Origin of the sequence: Citrobacter europaeus, from assembly GCA_020099315.1 — a bacterium.
Lineage (GTDB): Bacteria > Pseudomonadota > Gammaproteobacteria > Enterobacterales > Enterobacteriaceae > Citrobacter > Citrobacter europaeus.
On sequence record CP083650.1, the window covers coordinates 4,893,722 to 4,911,389 of the forward strand.

Sequence of the window (17,668 nt, forward strand, 5' to 3'; positions counted from 1 at the left end):
GACTAATCAGTCGCCTTTAAAATCAATTTTCTAACGCCGCCTTCTGCGTCGCTACAATGGACTCGATCCCCCCTCGGGCCAACGCCAGTAGGGTGAGAAGTTCTTCATGGCTGAACGGCTCGCCTTCCGCCGTGCCCTGCACCTCTATAATGCGACCGTCTTCAGTCATCACCACGTTCATGTCGGTTTCTGCGGCAGAATCTTCAACGTATTCCAGGTCGCAGAGTGCTTCGCCGTTCACAATACCTACGGAGACCGCCGCGACCATCCCTTTCATTGGGTTGGTTTTCAGCTTACCGCTTGCTACCAGTTTGTTCAGCGCGTCAGCCAAAGCGACACAAGCACCGGTAATGGATGCGGTGCGCGTACCGCCATCGGCCTGAATAACATCGCAGTCCAGCGTAATCGTGAATTCGCCGAGCGTCTTCAGATCAACGGCGGCGCGCAGCGCACGAGCGATCAGACGCTGGATTTCCATGGTACGACCGCCCTGCTTACCTTTCGCCGCTTCACGGGCGTTACGGGTGTGCGTGGCGCGTGGCAGCATGCCATATTCTGCGGTGATCCAGCCCTGGCCCTGTCCTTTCAGAAAACGCGGTACGCCTTCATCAATCGAGGCGGTACACAGCACTTTGGTATCACCAAATTCGACCAGCACGGAGCCTTCAGCGTGTTTTGTATAATTACGGGTCAGGGTGACGGGACGCACCTGATTGGCACTACGACCTGCTGGACGCATGATAAATTCTCCGGCTTGAAACGAATGTGGCTGCGCATTATACGGACTTCCGACTGTTATTCCTATCCTGACAAGACGTGGATGGCTATAATCCTCCCATCTCATCTTTAAAAACAGGAACGTCTATGATCCGCAGCATGACCGCCTACGCCCGGCGTGAAATCAAGGGTGAATGGGGTAGCGCAACCTGGGAAATGCGCTCGGTAAACCAGCGTTATCTGGAAACTTATTTTCGCCTGCCGGAGCAGTTCCGTAGCCTTGAACCCGTTGTTCGCGAGCGCATCCGCACACGTCTGACGCGCGGTAAAGTCGAGTGTACGCTGCGTTTTGAGCCCGATGCCAGCGCCCAGGGCGAGCTGATTCTGAATGAAAAGCTCGCTAAACAGCTCGTGAGTGCAGCTAACTGGGTCAAAATGCAGAGTGATGAAGGTGAAATTAACCCGGTTGATATCCTGCGCTGGCCAGGCGTAATGGCTGCCCAGGAGCAAGATCTGGACGCCATTGCCGCCGAAATCCTCGCTGCGCTTGACGGTACGCTGGATGACTTCATCATCGCGCGTGAAACCGAAGGTCAGGCGCTGAAAGCGCTGATCGAGCAGCGTCTGGAAGGCGTCAGCGCTGAAGTTACGAAAGTACGTGCACATATGCCGGAAATCCTGCAATGGCAACGCGAACGTCTGGTAGCAAAACTGGAAGACGCTCAGGTGCAACTGGAAAATAACCGCCTTGAGCAAGAGCTGGTGCTGATGGCGCAGCGCATCGATGTGGCAGAAGAGTTAGATCGTCTGGAAGCCCACGTAAAAGAAACCTACAACATCCTGAAGAAAAAAGAGGCCGTTGGCCGTCGTCTGGACTTCATGATGCAGGAATTCAACCGTGAGTCGAACACTCTGGCATCCAAGTCTATCAATGCCGAAGTGACGAATTCCGCGATTGAACTGAAGGTATTGATCGAGCAAATGCGCGAGCAGATCCAGAACATCGAATAAGCCAGCATTCTACGTAGCCCGCCAATAAACGGCGGGACTACGTGTTTTCCCTTCGCTTTGGTATTCTTCCCATTCATTCCGAATTATATTTTCTCATCATTTATTATCACCACCAATAACACAAAGCGCATGTCACCACGTATTTTTAGCACATTCGCATTAGCTGTAGTTATTAAAATCGCTTCACCTTAGAAAATCTCAATCGTGACAATGCGCACAAATCGTTAACCTTAGCCCCCAGCAAATCAGGGGGAATACATGCTGCTACACGTTTTATATTTAATTGGTATTACTGCCGAAGCCATGACCGGTGCGCTTGCGGCTGGGCGTCGTCGTATGGATACATTTGGCGTCATTATTATTGCCACCGCGACCGCCATTGGCGGCGGCTCAGTACGCGACATTCTTCTCGGCCACTATCCGCTTGGCTGGGTAAAGCACCCTGAATACGTCATTATCGTGGCGACCGCTGCGGTACTCACCACCATTATTGCTCCCGTCATGCCCTATCTGCGTAAAATATTCCTTGTACTGGATGCGCTGGGCCTGGTGGTTTTTTCTATTATTGGCGCTCAGGTGGCGCTGGATATGGGTCATGGGCCGATTATCGCCGTAGTCGCTGCAGTCACTACCGGCGTCTTTGGTGGTGTTTTACGTGATATGTTCTGCAAACGTATCCCATTAGTATTCCAGAAAGAACTGTATGCCGGCGTTTCATTTGCCGCTGCAGTGCTGTACATCGTGCTGCAACATTATGTCTCCAGTCACGATGTAGTGGTTATCTCTACCCTGCTCTTCGGCTTCACCGCCCGACTGCTGGCGCTGCGCCTGAAGTTAGGGCTACCGGTATTTTACTATCGCCATGAAGGCCATTAAGGCATAAAGCCCGCGATCCGCTGAGCAGCTAACCAGTTGCTCAGCGCAATGATCTCTCTATTCTCCAGCCACTGCATCACCTGGCGTGCCCGCCGCTCCCCCATGAAAGGCAACTGCCGCCAGCTTTGTTCACTGCGCGCCTGTAACTGCTGCCACGAACCATCCCGACTGGCATTCAGTGTTGCCTGTGTTAACGGTATTCCCATGGCAATCACCCAGCGCGTGAACGGGAGATGGCGCGACAGGTTGAACTGATGCCACAACTTCTCCCCTTTGTTCACGCCGAAGGTGGACTGTAGCTGCGCCTGGGTTAATCCTAGCCAGGAAAAGATATGTTCAAAGCGATACGCCTGATGGAGCTCTCGCCATCCCGCCTCGCCGATACCCTCCAGCCCCAGCACTTCTTTACCGCCCAGCCAGACCAGTCTGGCAACAAACTGTTCCTGGCACTCCGCTGTGGCATAAAAACAGGTTAATGAATTGAAGCGCCCCTCAGGTGGCACCGGCTTAATACGCTGGGTACTGCGCCAGACCACCTCATCTATACGGGGAATCCCTTGTCCAGCGAGGCTTATCAGAATCTGATCGCCTGGCGCGATATCCCATTCATTCCAGCGTCGTACAGAGCCAATATTGACGCGCTGCACTCGCTTATCATCCAGCATGACGGGAGTCAGCAATGCCACCACCGCAATTTTCCCGCTTTTGCCAACGGAGAACTGAATACCCGTTACCTCAGATACCCTTGCCACAGGAGGATATTTCCACGCCGCCAGCCAGTCACCCTGTCCGGGTAGCCAATACTGTGCCCGTGGCTCTTTTGCCGTTCGCACCACTACGCCATCCGTCACAAAAGGTAATGCTGAACTCCACCACCTGGCGCGCGACTTTTCGACGTCATCCGCATTTTTCACAGCCTGAGTATAGCGTTGCGTGTAACTGAACCCGGCAGCCGTGAGTTGCTCCAGTCTTTCAGACATGAGCGCCGGACCATCAGGCCAGGCCCAGATAAAAATATCCAGCGAGCGTAATATTTCCGGGTTGCTCTGGCGCATCATCATTCCAGCAACCTTTGAGCGGGCGTTCATTCCGCCTTTCTGTTGCTGGATATGCCCCTGCTGCTGTAAAAATATCTCCCCCTGCAACGTACTGTTAGCGAGCTGTCCTGTGGTGGTGCGTGGCACGGAAGAGATCTGAAGAACCTTTTGCGTCCAGTCTTCGCCTTTCAGGCCGTTACCACGGCTAATCGCCTGTATCAGATTGCCGTTGCGATAGACCAGCGTGACCGCCACGCCGTCCACCTTTGGCTGTACCCAGAGATCGCTGCGAGTGTGCATCCATTGCTGTAGCGCTTGCTTATCGGCAAGTTTACGGACTCCCGTGTGGGGAACTGGATGCGGGACGGTGCCACTTATTGGGGGCGCAGACAGATCTGGTGGGGCTTCATCGCCAAAACAGCGCTGCCACTGGATGAGTTGCGCATTGAGCTGATCATAAACGCCGTCGTCTACGGCACTTTCACCCTGTTTCCAGTAACTGTCATTCCACTGTGTGATCTGCTGCTGTAGTCGAGAAATTTCTTCGTTTGCCCTGGCAGGAGACCAGACTGGGCATACCGCCCATGCGGGTAGACATCCCATTAGCAAAACCAGCCCTATGCCTTTCCATAATCCCATGTTACCTCCGCTGAACACTGCATTTCCCGGCAGATATAGCGCGAAGTAAAAGGGAAACAGAGCGGCAAAAAATCATCCTGCGAGCACCATTCCTGACATTTGCACAAATTGCTGCAAATCGCGGATAAAACAGGAAACTGGTACGCAAAACGCAATAAACATGCGCAAAAAGTGTGACAAGGGCTACGTCACATAGCGGCTACGTGTATAATAAGCCCGTATGTAGGCTCTCTTTCGACAATCACATACATTAAGATACTCATGGCTCAAGGCACGCTTTATATTGTTTCTGCCCCCAGTGGCGCGGGTAAATCCAGCCTGATTCAGGCTTTATTAAAGACCCAACCGTTGTATGACACCCAGGTTTCTGTTTCGCACACCACGCGCGCGCCGCGCCCGGGGGAAGTGCACGGTGAACACTATTTCTTTGTGAACCATGACGAATTCAGAACCATGATTGGCAGAGACGCGTTTCTGGAACACGCTGAGGTTTTCGGTAATTACTACGGCACCTCACGTGAGACCATTGAGCAAGTATTGGCATCCGGCGTAGACGTCTTTTTAGATATCGACTGGCAAGGTGCGCAGCAAATTCGTCAAAAAATGCCGCATGCGCGCAGTATTTTTATTTTGCCGCCATCTAAGATTGAGCTGGACCGCCGTCTGCGTGGCCGCGGTCAGGATAGCGAAGACGTGATCGCAAAACGTATGGCGCAAGCTGTTGCAGAAATGAGCCATTACGCCGAATATGATTATCTTATTGTGAATGATGACTTCGATACCGCCCTGGGCGATTTGAAAACTATCATTCGCGCCGAACGTCTGCGCATGAGCCGCCAAAAGCAGCGTCATGACGCTTTAATCAGCAAACTGTTGGCAGACTGAACCCACATTCAGTATCATGCCCAGTCATTTCTTCACCTGTGGAGCATTTTAAGTATGGCACGCGTAACTGTTCAGGACGCTGTAGAGAAAATTGGTAACCGTTTTGACCTGGTACTGGTCGCCGCGCGTCGCGCTCGTCAGATGCAGGTAGGCGGAAAGGATCCGCTCGTACCGGAAGAAAACGATAAAACTACCGTTATCGCGCTGCGCGAAATCGAAGAAGGTCTGATCAACAACCAGATCCTCGACGTGCGTGAGCGCCAGGAACAGCAAGAGCAGGAAGCCGCTGAATTACAAGCCGTTACCGCTATTGCTGAAGGTCGTCGTTAATCACAAAGCGGGTCGCCCTTGTATCTGTTTGAAAGCCTGAATCAACTGATTCAAAACTACCTGCCGGAAGACCAGATTAAGCGTCTTCGGCAGGCGTATCTCGTTGCACGTGACGCTCACGAGGGCCAGACACGTTCAAGCGGTGAACCCTATATCACGCACCCGGTAGCGGTAGCCTGCATTCTGGCCGAGATGAAACTCGACTACGAAACGCTGATGGCTGCGCTGCTGCATGACGTGATTGAAGATACTCCAGCCACCTACCAGGATATGGAACAGCTTTTTGGTAAAAGCGTTGCAGAACTGGTAGAAGGGGTATCGAAGCTTGATAAGCTTAAGTTTCGCGATAAGAAAGAGGCGCAAGCTGAAAACTTTCGCAAGATGATTATGGCGATGGTGCAGGATATCCGCGTCATTCTCATCAAACTTGCTGACCGTACCCACAACATGCGCACGCTGGGCTCATTACGCCCGGACAAACGTCGCCGCATCGCCCGTGAAACCCTCGAAATCTATAGTCCGCTGGCGCACCGTTTAGGTATTCATCACATTAAAACCGAGCTGGAAGAGCTGGGTTTTGAAGCGTTGTACCCAAACCGCTATCGCGTGATTAAAGAAGTGGTTAAAGCCGCTCGCGGCAACCGTAAAGAGATGATCCAAAAAATCCTCTCGGAAATCGAAGGGCGTTTGCAAGAGGCAGGCATTCCGTGTCGCGTAAGCGGGCGTGAGAAGCACCTGTACTCGATCTACTGCAAAATGGTGCTCAAAGAGCAGCGTTTTCACTCCATCATGGACATCTACGCGTTTCGCGTTATCGTTCATGATTCCGATACCTGCTATCGCGTACTCGGCCAGATGCACAGCCTGTACAAACCACGTCCTGGTCGCGTGAAAGACTATATCGCCATTCCGAAAGCTAACGGATATCAGTCTTTGCACACCTCAATGATCGGCCCACACGGTGTCCCGGTAGAAGTACAGATTCGTACTGAAGACATGGACCAGATGGCAGAGATGGGGGTTGCAGCGCACTGGGCTTACAAAGAGCACGGCGGCGAAAGCAGCACCACTGCGCAAATCCGCGCTCAGCGCTGGATGCAAAGCCTGCTGGAACTGCAGCAGAGCGCCGGTAGCTCGTTTGAATTTATTGAAAGCGTTAAATCTGATCTCTTCCCGGATGAGATTTATGTTTTCACACCGGAAGGGCGCATTGTCGAACTGCCTGCCGGTGCAACGCCTGTCGACTTTGCCTACGCCGTGCATACCGATATCGGCCACGCCTGCGTTGGCGCACGCGTCGACAGACAGCCTTACCCGCTTTCACAACCGCTCTTTAGCGGCCAGACCGTTGAGATTATTACCGCGCCGGGCGCACGTCCGAACGCCGCATGGCTCAACTTCGTCGTCAGTTCGAAAGCGCGCGCCAAAATTCGCCAACTGCTGAAAAACCTCAAGCGCGATGATTCCGTTAGTCTGGGTCGTCGACTACTCAACCATGCCCTGGGCGGTAGCCGTAAACTGGCTGAGATCCCACCAGAGAGCATCCAGCGCGAGCTTGAGCGTATGAAGCTCGCCACGCTTGACGATCTGCTCGCAGAAATCGGTCTGGGTAACGCCATGAGCGTGGTGGTAGCGAAAAACCTTCAGCAGGGCGAAGCAACGACAAATGTGCCGGCGCAATCTGGTCACGGTCATCTGCCGATCAAAGGCGCAGACGGCGTGCTGATCACCTTTGCGAAATGCTGTCGTCCGATTCCAGGCGATCCAATCATTGCCCACGTCAGTCCGGGTAAAGGTCTGGTGATTCACCATGAATCCTGCCGTAATATTCGTGGCTACCAGAAAGAGCCAGAGAAGTTTATGGCGGTGGAATGGGATAAAGAGACGGAGCAGGAGTTCATTACAGAGATTAAGGTGGATATGTTTAACCACCAGGGTGCTCTGGCGAACCTGACGGCGGCAATCAACACGACCACCTCCAACATTCAAAGTCTGAATACGGAAGAGAAAGATGGCCGCGTCTATAGCGCCTTTATTCGCCTGACCGCTCGCGATCGCGTGCATCTGGCGAATATCATGCGCAAAATTCGCGTCATGCCGGACGTGATAAAAGTCACCCGAAACCGAAACTAGTCTTATGAATGAACAGCGCTATGCACGTATCCGCGAGATGCTCGCGCGTCGGCAGCCCGATCTGACCGTCTGCATGGAGCAGGTCCACAAACCTCATAACGTTTCTGCGATCATTCGTACTGCAGATGCGGTCGGCGTGCATGAAGTCCACGCCGTCTGGCCGGGTAGCCGTATGCGCACCATGGCCTCTTCTGCCGCAGGCAGCAATAGTTGGGTGCAGGTGAAAACTCACCTTACCATTGGCGATGCGGTCACACATTTAAAAAGCCAGGGCATGCAGGTTCTGGCTACTCATCTGTCAGATAACGCCGTGGATTTTCGCGAGATTGATTACACGCGGCCCACCTGCATCCTGATGGGCCAGGAGAAAACCGGCATCACTCAGGAAGCGTTGGATCTGGCTGATCAGGACATCATCATTCCCATGACTGGCATGGTGCAGTCGCTGAACGTTTCTGTCGCCTCCGCGCTAATCCTGTACGAAGCGCAGCGCCAGCGGCAAAATGCTGGCATGTACCGACGAGAAAACAGCATGCTGCCACAAGACGAGCAGCAGCGCTTACTGTTTGAAGGCGGTTATCCGGTGCTGGCGAATGTCGCTAAGCGCAAAGGTCTTCCCTACCCTCACGTCAACGCGCAGGGCGAAATTGAAGCCGATGCAACGTGGTGGGCCACTATGCAATCTGCGAGATAAACGCGATGAAAGGCCGTTTACTGGATGCCATCCCACTCAACTCTCTGACCGGCGTTGGCGCAGCGCAAAGCAGTAAACTGGCGAAAATTGGCCTGCACACCGTGCAGGACCTCCTGCTCCACCTCCCTCTGCGTTACGAAGATCGTACCCATCTGTACCCCATTGGCGAATTGCTACCGGGCGTCTATGCCACCGTTGAAGGCGAAGTGCTGAACTGTAATATCACCTTCGGTGGCCGCCGGATGATGACCTGTCAGATCAGCGATGGCTCCGGCATTCTCACCATGCGCTTTTTCAATTTCAGCGCTGCGATGAAAAACAGCCTTGCGACCGGTCGCCGGGTGCTGGCCTACGGTGAAGCCAAACGCGGGAAATATGGGGCAGAAATGATTCACCCGGAATACCGCGTGCAGGGCGATCTCAGCACGCCGGAATTGCAAGAAACGCTCACACCGGTGTATCCAACTACCGAAGGCGTGAAGCAGGCCACGCTGCGCAAACTGACCGATCAAGCGCTGGATCTGCTCGATACCTGCGCCATTGCCGAACTGCTGCCGCCAGAGCTGTTACAGGGCATGATGAGCCTGCCGGAAGCCCTGCGCACGCTACACCGTCCACCGCCGTCACTGCAATTGAGCGATCTGGAAACCGGCCAGCATCCGGCGCAGCGACGTCTGATACTGGAAGAGCTGCTGGCGCATAACCTCAGCATGCTGGCGCTACGCACCGGGGCACAGCGCTTCCACGCCCAGCCGCTGAGCGCAAACAACACGCTGAAAGACCAACTGCTGGCAGCGCTACCGTTTAAACCCACCGGCGCACAGGCCCGCGTTACCGCTGAGATCGAACGCGATATGGCGCTGGATGTCCCAATGATGCGTCTGGTGCAGGGCGATGTCGGCTCCGGTAAAACCCTGGTTGCGGCTCTGGCCGCGCTGCGGGCTATCGCACATGGTAAGCAGGTGGCGCTGATGGCCCCCACCGAATTGCTGGCTGAACAGCATGCGAATAACTTCCGTAACTGGTTCGCGCCTCTGGGCGTTGAAGTGGGCTGGCTGGCAGGTAAGCAGAAAGGCAAAGCGCGCCAGTCACAGCAGGAAGCCATCGCCAGCGGCCAGGTACAGATGATTGTCGGCACGCACGCGATTTTCCAGGAGCAGGTGCAGTTCAACGGACTTGCGCTGGTTATCATCGATGAGCAGCACCGTTTTGGCGTGCATCAGCGTCTTGCGCTGTGGGAGAAAGGCCAGCAGCAGGGTTTTCACCCGCACCAGCTAATCATGACCGCCACGCCAATCCCGCGCACGCTGGCGATGACCGCCTATGCCGATCTCGACACGTCGGTCATTGACGAACTGCCTCCGGGGCGTACGCCGGTCACTACGGTAGCCATTCCGGATACCCGCCGCAGCGATATTATTGACCGCGTGCGCAACGCCTGCACCCACGAAGGGCGTCAGGCGTACTGGGTCTGTACGTTAATTGAAGAGTCTGATTTGTTAGAAGCTCAGGCAGCTGAAGCGACGTGGGAAGAGCTTAAACTGGCGTTGCCCGAACTCAATATTGGCCTGGTACACGGGCGCATGAAGCCTGCCGAGAAGCAGTCGGTAATGGCTGCTTTTAAACAGGGAGAATTGCATCTGCTCATTGCCACCACGGTGATTGAAGTGGGCGTGGACGTACCCAATGCCAGCCTGATGATTATTGAAAACCCGGAGCGCCTGGGCCTGGCGCAGTTACACCAGCTACGTGGTCGCGTAGGTCGAGGCGCGGTGGCCTCCCATTGCGTCCTGCTCTATAAATCACCGCTGTCAAAAACTGCACAACAACGCCTGCAGGTTCTGCGAGATAGCAACGACGGATTCGTCATTGCGCAAAAAGATTTAGAGATTCGCGGCCCCGGCGAGCTGTTGGGTACACGCCAGACCGGAACGGCGGAATTCAAAGTTGCGGATTTACTGCGTGATCAAGCGATTATCCCGGAAGTTCAGCGTATTGCCCGCCATATTCATGAACGTTACCCGCAACAGGCTGTGGCGCTAATCGAGCGCTGGATGCCGGAAACCGAACGCTACTCCAACGCATAGTTGATTCTTAGCGGCGGCGGATGTGACTCCGCCGCACAGCCTTTATTGCGCGAAAATCGGCAACAGCAGATACAGCTTAATCACCAGCGCGTTAACGATATCGATAAAGAACGCCCCCACCATCGGCACCACCAAAAACGCCATATGGGACGGCCCAAAACGTTCGGTAATCGCCTGCATGTTGGCAATCGCCGTCGGCGTCGCGCCGAGGCCAAAACCGCAATGTCCGGCTGCCAGCACGGCGGCATCGTAGTTCTTACCCATCATGCGCCAGGTGACGAATATCGCGTACAGCGCCATGAAAATGGTCTGCACGACCAGAATTGCCAGCATCGGCAGAGCCAGAGAAGCCAGCTCCCACAGCTTCAGGCTCATCAGCGCCATCGCCAGGAAAAGCGACAGACTGACGTTACCCAGCACCGAAACCGCGCGCTCAAATACCCGATAAAAGCCCAGTAGCGCCAGGCCGTTACTGAGGATCACGCCAACAAAAAGCACGCAAACGAAGGTCGGCAGTTCCAGCACCGTTCCCACCAGCATTTGCGCAACGATTTTACCCACCGTCAGACAGATAGCGATCAGCGCGATGGTTTCAATCAGCACCAACGAGGTGATCATGCGCCCGACGTCCGGCTTTTCAAACGCGGTCGGCACGGCCTGATCGTCAGGCATGCCGTCAGGCGTGGTGGAGTGTTTGACCAGATAGCGCGCCACCGGACCGCCAATCAATCCGCCCAGAACCAGGCCAAACGTTGCGCAAGCCATCGCCACTTCAGTTGCATTGGTGAAGCCATAACGTTCAATAAACAGCTTGCTCCATGCGGCCCCGGTTCCGTGTCCGCCAGAGAGGGTTATTGAACCAGCAATCAGCCCCATCAGCGGATCCAGGCCCAGCAGGGTCGCCATACCAATACCGATGGCGTTTTGCATCAGCAGCAGGCCAACAACCACAATCAGAAAGATTCCCACCACACGGCCACCAGCACGCAGACTGGCGATATTGGCATTCAGGCCAATGGTGGCGAAGAAGGCCAGCATCAGTGGGTCGCGCAGGGTCATGTCGAAGTTCACTTCCCAACCCATACTTTTTTTCAGTACCAACAGCGCAATCGCTACCAGCAATCCGCCCGCTACAGGTTCGGGAATGGTGTATTTTTTCAGGAAGGAAACTGACTGGACGAGCTTACGTCCCAGCAGCAATACAAGGGTTGCCGCAACCAGCGTTGATAACGTATCGAGATAAAACATTTACAGCTCCATTAGTGCGTTTAGCACAATCACGCACGATGCATTCCAGACCGATTTTTAGCTCTTATTGAGTTTTCGGGGTGGATTTTAAGCAGAAAATCATGAAAAGTTATATAAAAATGTTTGTTTATCCGTTTTAAATATTAAGAATACCTGGTAGCAAACGTTTGCATTTCTGCCCTGGTCAGATAAAATCACCGCTTTTCCACCATGGGATTGCCTCTGATGTCCGTTAACGCCGTAGAGTCAACAAATGCGCAACCGGTTGCGCAGACTCACAACAGTGAACTGATTTACCGTCTTGAAGATCGCCCCCCACTAGCCCAGACCCTGTTTGCCGCCTGCCAGCACCTGCTGGCCATGTTCGTCGCGGTAATCACCCCTGCTCTGTTAATTTGCCAGGCGCTCGGCTTACCGGCTCAGGATACTCAACACATTATCAGTATGTCGCTGTTCGCTTCCGGCGTAGCTTCTATCATTCAGATCAAAGCCTGGGGCCCGGTCGGCTCAGGGCTGTTATCCATTCAGGGCACCAGCTTTAACTTTGTTGCGCCACTGATTATGGGCGGTACAGCGCTAAAAACCGGTGGCGCAGATGTCCCAACCATGATGGCAGCATTGTTCGGTACGCTGATGCTGGCCAGCTGCACTGAGATGGTTATTTCACGCGTACTGCATCTGGCGCGTCGTATCATTACCCCGCTGGTCTCAGGCGTGGTGGTGATGATTATCGGCCTGTCGCTGATTCAGGTCGGTCTGACGTCGATTGGCGGCGGCTATGCCGCAATGAGCGACAACACCTTTGGCGCACCGAAGAATTTACTGTTGGCAGGCGTCGTGCTGGCGCTAATTATTCTGCTTAACCGCCAGCGTAACCCGTACCTGCGCGTTGCGTCACTGGTGATTGCAATGGCGGCGGGTTACCTGCTGGCCTGGTTTATGGACATGCTGCCGCAAAATACCGCGCCGGTAAGCCAGGATCTGCTGATGGTGCCAACGCCGCTGTATTATGGCCTGGGTATCGACTGGAGTTTACTGCTGCCGCTGATGCTGGTCTTTATGATCACCTCGCTGGAAACCATCGGTGATATTACGGCCACCTCCGACGTCTCCGAGCAGCCGGTTTCTGGTCCTCTGTACATGAAACGCCTGAAAGGCGGCGTGCTGGCGAATGGTCTGAACTCGTTTGTTTCCGCCGTGTTCAACACCTTTCCTAACTCCTGTTTTGGCCAGAACAACGGGGTTATTCAATTAACAGGCGTTGCCAGTCGCTATGTCGGTTTTGTGGTGGCGCTGATGCTGATCGCGCTGGGTTTGTTCCCGGCGGTCAGCGGTTTTGTACAGCATATTCCTGAGCCGGTACTCGGCGGCGCAACGCTGGTGATGTTCGGTACGATCGCGGCATCCGGCGTGCGTATCGTGTCCCGCGAGCCACTGAACCGCCGTGCGATTCTGATTATCGCCCTGTCGCTGGCCGTCGGCCTGGGCGTTTCCCAGCAGCCGCTGATCTTGCAGTTCGCTCCGGACTGGGTGAAAAACCTGCTCTCTTCCGGCATTGCCGCAGGCGGTATCACCGCTATCGTTCTGAACCTGGTATTCCCGCCAGAGAAGCAATAAGCAAAATGCGGCGTTGATTCTGAATCAACGCCGCTGTAACGCTCTTTCACCATTCCCGCCTTGAGCATTGCGCCTAAATCGTGCATAACTTGACTATGTGCACTTCGCGGGATGGAAGACCATGAAATTTATTGGAAAGCTGCTTCTTTACGTGCTGATCGCCCTTGCAGTGGCGATCCTTGGCCTTTATTTTCTACTGCAAACCCGCTGGGGCGCAGAGCATGTCAGCGCCTGGGTCTCGGAGAACAGCAGCTACCATCTGGCCTTTGATGCCATCGATCACCGGTTTTCTTCCCCTTCCCATATTCTGCTGGAAAACGTCACCTTTGGCCGGGATGGTCAGCCCGCGACGCTGGTCGCCAAAACGGTCGATATTGGACTGAGCAGCCGCCAAATCACCGACCCGCTGCATGTCGACACCATTTTGTTGCAAAACGGCACGCTGAATTTGTCGCAGCAAACCGCGCCGCTGCCGTTCCAGGCCGATCGCCTGCAGTTGCAGGATATGGCCCTTAACAGCCCCGGTAGCGAGTGGACCCTGAGCGCGCAGCGCGTTAACGGCGGCGTCATTCCCTGGAGCCCTGAGGCGGGTAAAATTCTCGGGAGCAAAGCGCAAATTCAGCTCAGCGCCAGTTCGTTGACGCTCAACGATGTCCCGACCACTAACGTATTGATTGAAGGCAGCATCGACCATGACCGGGTGACGCTTAGCAATATTGGCGCAGACGTGGCGCGTGGGGCATTAACCGGTGTGGCGCAGCGCAATGCCGACGGTAGTTGGGTAGTGGAAAATCTGCGCCTGAACGATATCCGGTTGCAAAGCGACAAATCGCTGGCCGAGTTTTTTGCTCCGTTAAGCACGATTCCTTCCCTGCAAATTGGTCGTCTGGAGGTAACAGATGCCCGTTTGCAAGGCCCCGACTGGGCGGTGACGGACCTCGACCTGAGTTTGCGCAACATGACCTTCAGTAAGGACGACTGGCAAACCCAGGAAGGCAAACTGTCGATGAATGCCAGCGAGTTTATTTACGGCTCTCTGCACTTCTTCGATCCAATCCTGAACGCCGAGTTCTCACCACAGGGTATTGCTCTGCGCCAGTTCACCACCCGCTGGGAAGGCGGTATGGTCAGAACATCCGGAAATTGGATGCGCAGCAACAGAGCGCTGGTCCTCGATGATGCCGCTATTGCCGGTCTGGAATATACGCTGCCGGAAAACTGGAAACAGCTTTGGATGAAACCCTTGCCAGCCTGGCTAAACAGCCTGACGCTGAAGAAATTCAGCGCCAGCCGTAATCTGGTGATCGACATCGACCCGGCCTTCCCGTGGCAACTCACCGCACTGGACGGTTACGGCGCTAACCTCGGACTGGTACAGAACAATCAGTGGGGGGTCTGGAGCGGAAGCGCCACCCTCAACGCCGCTGCAGCCACCTTTAACCGCACCGACGTGCGTCGTCCTTCGCTGGCGCTGACCGCGAACAGCAGCACCATCAATATCAGCGAACTGAGCGCCTATACGGAAAAAGGGCTACTTGAGGCCACCGCCAGCATTTCGCAGTTGCCTCAGCGCCAGACTCAGGTCAGCCTGAACGGGCGCGGCGTGCCAATGACGATTCTGCAACATTGGGGATGGCCCGCGCTGCCGCTTTCCGGTGACGGTAACATCCAGCTTACCGCCAGCGGCAATCTTCAGGCCGATGCACCGCTCAAGCCTACGGTCAACGGTCAGTTGCAGGCGATGAATGTGGAGAAACAACAGGTAACGCAAACCATGCGGGCGGGCGTGGTATCCGGGAGTGAAATTACCGCCCCACCCGTTGCGCAGTGATTATTGCCCGGTGGCGCTTCGCTTACCGGGCCTACCCCCACTTATAAACGAATATATTCACTGCATAACAACCATTTCACCGGCTCGTCCTCTTCTATCGCCGGGAAGCGACCGCCCGGCTCAAGGAAATGGTTGTCATGCAGGTCGTCATTGACCATCGAGATTTCCCAGCCCAGCACGAATGCTTTCTCCGCCCAAAAGCGGTGATACAACCGTGGCGGCAAACACACCCCTTGTCCCGGTTTCAATACCAGCGTCTCGCCAGCGTCAACGGTACGCCGCTGACCATCCACGCTAACCTCAACAATGCGCCGGGCATCATACCCGTCATCAGGCGTGGCCCACGCCAGTTGCATACACAAATCACCGCCGCCGCGATTAACGATATCTTCCATTTTATGGCGATGAAAATGCCATGGTGTTTGCTGATCCTGCTGAATTTGCAGCATCTTTTCGGCGTACGGTTTGGGGTAATTGACTGACCCCATCAGACCATTGCGCAACGTCAGTAACGTCAGCCCCGTTTGCGCAAAATCTCCGCGCCCGAAGTCGGTAATGTCCCATCCCAACTGGAGATCGAGTACTTCACGCCACAGAGTTTGATCCTGTTGCCGCCAGGCGTCGACGGTAAAATACGCAAAGTCAGGCAGACAGATTCGAAAAGTCTCGGCGATGGCATGCGCTTTATCGACGGCATAATTAATGTGTGAACGCTTCATTCCACTTTTCCTTATTGCGAAAGAGGCGGGTCGCCCCGCCTGCATGCCGTTAGTAAAGTGACGCTTTGCCGGTTGAGCCGAACAGTTTCATTTTATGGCGGATGACGTCACGCGCGGCGCTAATGGCTTCCGGGTAAATAACGTTAGGATCCCACCAGGTTTCTTTCGCCAGGATTTCGCGGACTTTCTGGAAGTAAGCGTATTTCATGTCGCTGGAAATATTGATTTTGCCAACGCCCAGCGTCACGGATTCGGCAATTTCCGCATCCGGGTTCGCGGAACCGCCATGCAGCACCAGCGGAATATCCACACGCCCGGCGATGTCGCGCAGGATGTTCATTTGCAGCTCTGGCTGCATCCCTTTCGGGTAGATCCCGTGCGCAGTTCCAATTGCCACCGCCAGCGTGTCTGCGCCGGTACGGGCGATAAAATCCTGTGCCTGAGCAGGATCGGTATAAGTAACCTTCGACACGCCGCCTTCCACTGACGTCCCGGTCTGGCCAATCGTACCCAACTCCCCTTCCACCGAAACGCCTACCGCATGCGCCAGTTTGACCACTTCTCGGGTCAGCGCCACGTTCTCTTCATACGGCAGCAGCGAGCCATCAATCATCACCGAGGTAAACCCACACTGAATTGCCCGCAGGACATGCTCAACCGAAGCGCCGTGGTCCAGATGCAGAGTAAAAGGAACCGGGCTGCGCAGGGTGATATCGCGCACGTAGCTAAAAAACGCATCGCCGACAAAATCATGTTCGCTGGGGTGAATGGAGATAATCGCCGGGGTATTGGTCGCTTCCGCTTCTTCCACTACGGCACGTACAAAGCAGCTGTCCGCCACGTTGAATGCGCCGATGGCAAAACCGTGCTGACGGGTAGGTTGCAGTAATTCTTTCATCGAAACTAACATGTTAATTCTCCAGTTTCAGGGTGTAGAAAGCCCTGCCAGTGCGTCATCGCAGAGGCATAGAAGGCGTTACAGAAAATGAATCAGGCTTTGCCGATAGCGCCGCTGGCCTGCAGGTACGGAATAATGGCTTCCTCGCAGGCCTGCTCCATCAGGGCCAGGACATCAACGAGTTCACCGGATGTGTAGCGACACAGGGTATGTAGTAGCGCTGCCTTTCCGGCTTCGAAAACCGCCGCGCCAACGTTTATCTTGGCAACGCCAAACGTCGGGCAGCGCTGTAGCTGGTCAAACGGCGTCCCGCTACCACCATGCAGCGCCAGCGGCACCGTTGATAACCGGGCAATTTCCTCCAGCCGTTGAAAATCAATAGCTGGCGTGACGCCCGGCGCGTACATGCCGTGCGCCGTGCCAACCGATACCGCCAGTAAATCGATCCCGGTCTGTTGGATAAAGGGTTCCACGTCAGCGGCCTGGGTCATCAAATCCGCGTTAGTCGCATAATCATAACGTGGGGCATCGGCCAGATGGCCCAGCTCACCCTCTACACACAGTTGCACGCTGGCAGCGAGATCAACCACCGCCCGGGTCTGGCGAATATTCTCCTCCAGGGCAAAGGCGGAGGCGTCGATCATTAACCCGCTGAATCCGGCGCGAAAAGCCTGGCGAATGCGTACAGGATCCTTTCCATGATCCAGCGCCAGCGCGATCGGTACCGAGGCTTCCTCTGCCAGCGTTTTGACCACCGCTACCGCTATCGGAGCCGGAAAATGGTCCAGGTGTCCCTGATACAGATTCAGAATGATGGGCGCACGGTGTTTCTCAGCCACCCGTACCGCTGCACGGGCGCTTTCCAGGTTCATACAGTTGATAGCCAGCAGCGCGTACTGCTCGCGCCAGGCTTTCGTCACCATGCTTTTCATATCGGCAAACATAC

15 protein-coding genes are annotated in these 17,668 nt (G+C 54.9%); 9 read left to right on the forward strand and 6 right to left on the reverse strand.

The features are described from left to right. Positions 1-22: 22 nt before the first annotated feature. Positions 23-739, reverse strand: a complete 717-nt coding sequence (gene rph / locus LA337_22960; protein ID UBI15974.1) for a ribonuclease PH — start codon at positions 737-739, stop codon at positions 23-25. Positions 740-864: 125 nt separating this feature from the next. Between rph and LA337_22965 the strand changes: the two genes are divergently transcribed. Both LA337_22965 and LA337_22970 read left to right on the forward strand, forming a co-directional pair. Continuing rightward, complete coding sequence (locus LA337_22965; GenBank protein ID UBI15975.1) at positions 865-1,728, forward strand: YicC family protein; 864 nt, start codon at positions 865-867, stop codon at positions 1,726-1,728. Positions 1,729-1,986: 258 nt separating this feature from the next. Continuing rightward, a complete protein-coding gene (locus LA337_22970) occupies positions 1,987-2,604 on the forward strand; it encodes a trimeric intracellular cation channel family protein (protein ID UBI15976.1) in 618 nt (205 codons plus the stop codon). Here LA337_22970 and ligB read toward each other — a convergent pair. Then, on the reverse strand, positions 2,601-4,280 hold the full coding sequence (gene ligB / locus LA337_22975) for an NAD-dependent DNA ligase LigB (GenBank protein UBI15977.1): 1,680 nt from the start codon (positions 4,278-4,280) through the stop codon (positions 2,601-2,603). The genes LA337_22970 and ligB overlap by 4 nt on opposite strands. Positions 4,281-4,541: 261 nt before the next feature. Here ligB and gmk point away from each other — a divergent pair, with 261 nt between their 5' ends. The 5 genes from gmk to recG are packed head-to-tail and all read left to right on the forward strand — an operon-like array spanning position 4,542 to position 10,409. Beyond that, positions 4,542-5,165, forward strand: coding sequence for a guanylate kinase (gene gmk, locus LA337_22980; GenBank protein ID UBI15978.1), 624 nt, complete (start codon positions 4,542-4,544; stop codon positions 5,163-5,165). 54 nt (positions 5,166-5,219) lie between these two features. After that, a complete protein-coding gene (rpoZ, locus tag LA337_22985; protein UBI15979.1) occupies positions 5,220-5,495 on the forward strand; it encodes a DNA-directed RNA polymerase subunit omega in 276 nt (91 codons plus the stop codon). A gap of 18 nt (positions 5,496-5,513) precedes the next feature. Further along, positions 5,514-7,628, forward strand: a complete 2,115-nt coding sequence (gene spoT / locus LA337_22990) for a bifunctional GTP diphosphokinase/guanosine-3',5'-bis pyrophosphate 3'-pyrophosphohydrolase (protein ID UBI15980.1) — start codon at positions 5,514-5,516, stop codon at positions 7,626-7,628. A 4-nt stretch (positions 7,629-7,632) separates the two neighbouring features. Continuing rightward, complete coding sequence (gene trmH, locus LA337_22995) at positions 7,633-8,322, forward strand: tRNA (guanosine(18)-2'-O)-methyltransferase TrmH (protein UBI15981.1); 690 nt, start codon at positions 7,633-7,635, stop codon at positions 8,320-8,322. A gap of 5 nt (positions 8,323-8,327) precedes the next feature. After that, positions 8,328-10,409, forward strand: coding sequence for an ATP-dependent DNA helicase RecG (gene recG, locus LA337_23000; protein UBI15982.1), 2,082 nt, complete (start codon positions 8,328-8,330; stop codon positions 10,407-10,409). A 42-nt stretch (positions 10,410-10,451) separates the two neighbouring features. On the opposite strand, the gene gltS is transcribed toward recG, so the two are convergent. After that, a complete protein-coding gene (gene gltS, locus LA337_23005) occupies positions 10,452-11,657 on the reverse strand; it encodes a sodium/glutamate symporter (protein UBI15983.1) in 1,206 nt (401 codons plus the stop codon). Between the two features lie 225 nt (positions 11,658-11,882). Between gltS and xanP the strand changes: the two genes are divergently transcribed. Further along, entirely contained in the window at positions 11,883-13,274 is a 1,392-nt protein-coding gene (xanP, locus tag LA337_23010; GenBank protein ID UBI15984.1) for a xanthine/proton symporter XanP, read from the forward strand. 121 nt (positions 13,275-13,395) lie between these two features. Continuing rightward, positions 13,396-15,105, forward strand: a complete 1,710-nt coding sequence (locus LA337_23015; protein UBI15985.1) for an AsmA family protein — start codon at positions 13,396-13,398, stop codon at positions 15,103-15,105. Positions 15,106-15,146: 41 nt separating this feature from the next. Here the strand turns inward: LA337_23015 and LA337_23020 are convergent, their stop codons facing one another. The 3 genes from LA337_23020 to LA337_23030 all read right to left on the reverse strand — a co-directional run bounded on the left by LA337_23020 (position 15,147) and on the right by LA337_23030 (position 17,666). After that, positions 15,147-15,824: a D-lyxose/D-mannose family sugar isomerase gene (locus LA337_23020; protein UBI15986.1), complete on the reverse strand. Its 678-nt coding sequence runs from the start codon at positions 15,822-15,824 to the stop codon at positions 15,147-15,149. A gap of 49 nt (positions 15,825-15,873) precedes the next feature. Further along, complete coding sequence (locus tag LA337_23025) at positions 15,874-16,734, reverse strand: ketose-bisphosphate aldolase (GenBank protein UBI15987.1); 861 nt, start codon at positions 16,732-16,734, stop codon at positions 15,874-15,876. A gap of 80 nt (positions 16,735-16,814) precedes the next feature. Further along, positions 16,815-17,666 carry a class II fructose-bisphosphate aldolase family protein gene (locus tag LA337_23030; GenBank protein ID UBI15988.1) on the reverse strand — a complete coding sequence of 284 codons (852 nt, stop codon included), beginning with the start codon at positions 17,664-17,666 and terminating at the stop codon, positions 16,815-16,817. Between the last annotated feature and the right edge of the window lie 2 nt (positions 17,667-17,668).

Coding starts and splice junctions, on each gene's coding strand:
- rph (UBI15974.1), bottom strand. CDS start 739: ATGCGTCCAGCAGGTCGTAGTGCCAATCAGGTGCGTCCCGTCACCCTG.
- LA337_22965 (UBI15975.1), top strand. CDS start 865: ATGATCCGCAGCATGACCGCCTACGCCCGGCGTGAAATCAAGGGTGAA.
- LA337_22970 (UBI15976.1), top strand. CDS start 1,987: ATGCTGCTACACGTTTTATATTTAATTGGTATTACTGCCGAAGCCATG.
- ligB (UBI15977.1), bottom strand. CDS start 4,280: ATGGGATTATGGAAAGGCATAGGGCTGGTTTTGCTAATGGGATGTCTA.
- gmk (UBI15978.1), top strand. CDS start 4,542: ATGGCTCAAGGCACGCTTTATATTGTTTCTGCCCCCAGTGGCGCGGGT.
- rpoZ (UBI15979.1), top strand. CDS start 5,220: ATGGCACGCGTAACTGTTCAGGACGCTGTAGAGAAAATTGGTAACCGT.
- trmH (UBI15981.1), top strand. CDS start 7,633: ATGAATGAACAGCGCTATGCACGTATCCGCGAGATGCTCGCGCGTCGG.
- recG (UBI15982.1), top strand. CDS start 8,328: ATGAAAGGCCGTTTACTGGATGCCATCCCACTCAACTCTCTGACCGGC.
- gltS (UBI15983.1), bottom strand. CDS start 11,657: ATGTTTTATCTCGATACGTTATCAACGCTGGTTGCGGCAACCCTTGTA.
- xanP (UBI15984.1), top strand. CDS start 11,883: ATGTCCGTTAACGCCGTAGAGTCAACAAATGCGCAACCGGTTGCGCAG.
- LA337_23015 (UBI15985.1), top strand. CDS start 13,396: ATGAAATTTATTGGAAAGCTGCTTCTTTACGTGCTGATCGCCCTTGCA.
- LA337_23020 (UBI15986.1), bottom strand. CDS start 15,824: ATGAAGCGTTCACACATTAATTATGCCGTCGATAAAGCGCATGCCATC.
- LA337_23025 (UBI15987.1), bottom strand. CDS start 16,734: ATGTTAGTTTCGATGAAAGAATTACTGCAACCTACCCGTCAGCACGGT.
- LA337_23030 (UBI15988.1), bottom strand. CDS start 17,666: ATGTTTGCCGATATGAAAAGCATGGTGACGAAAGCCTGGCGCGAGCAG.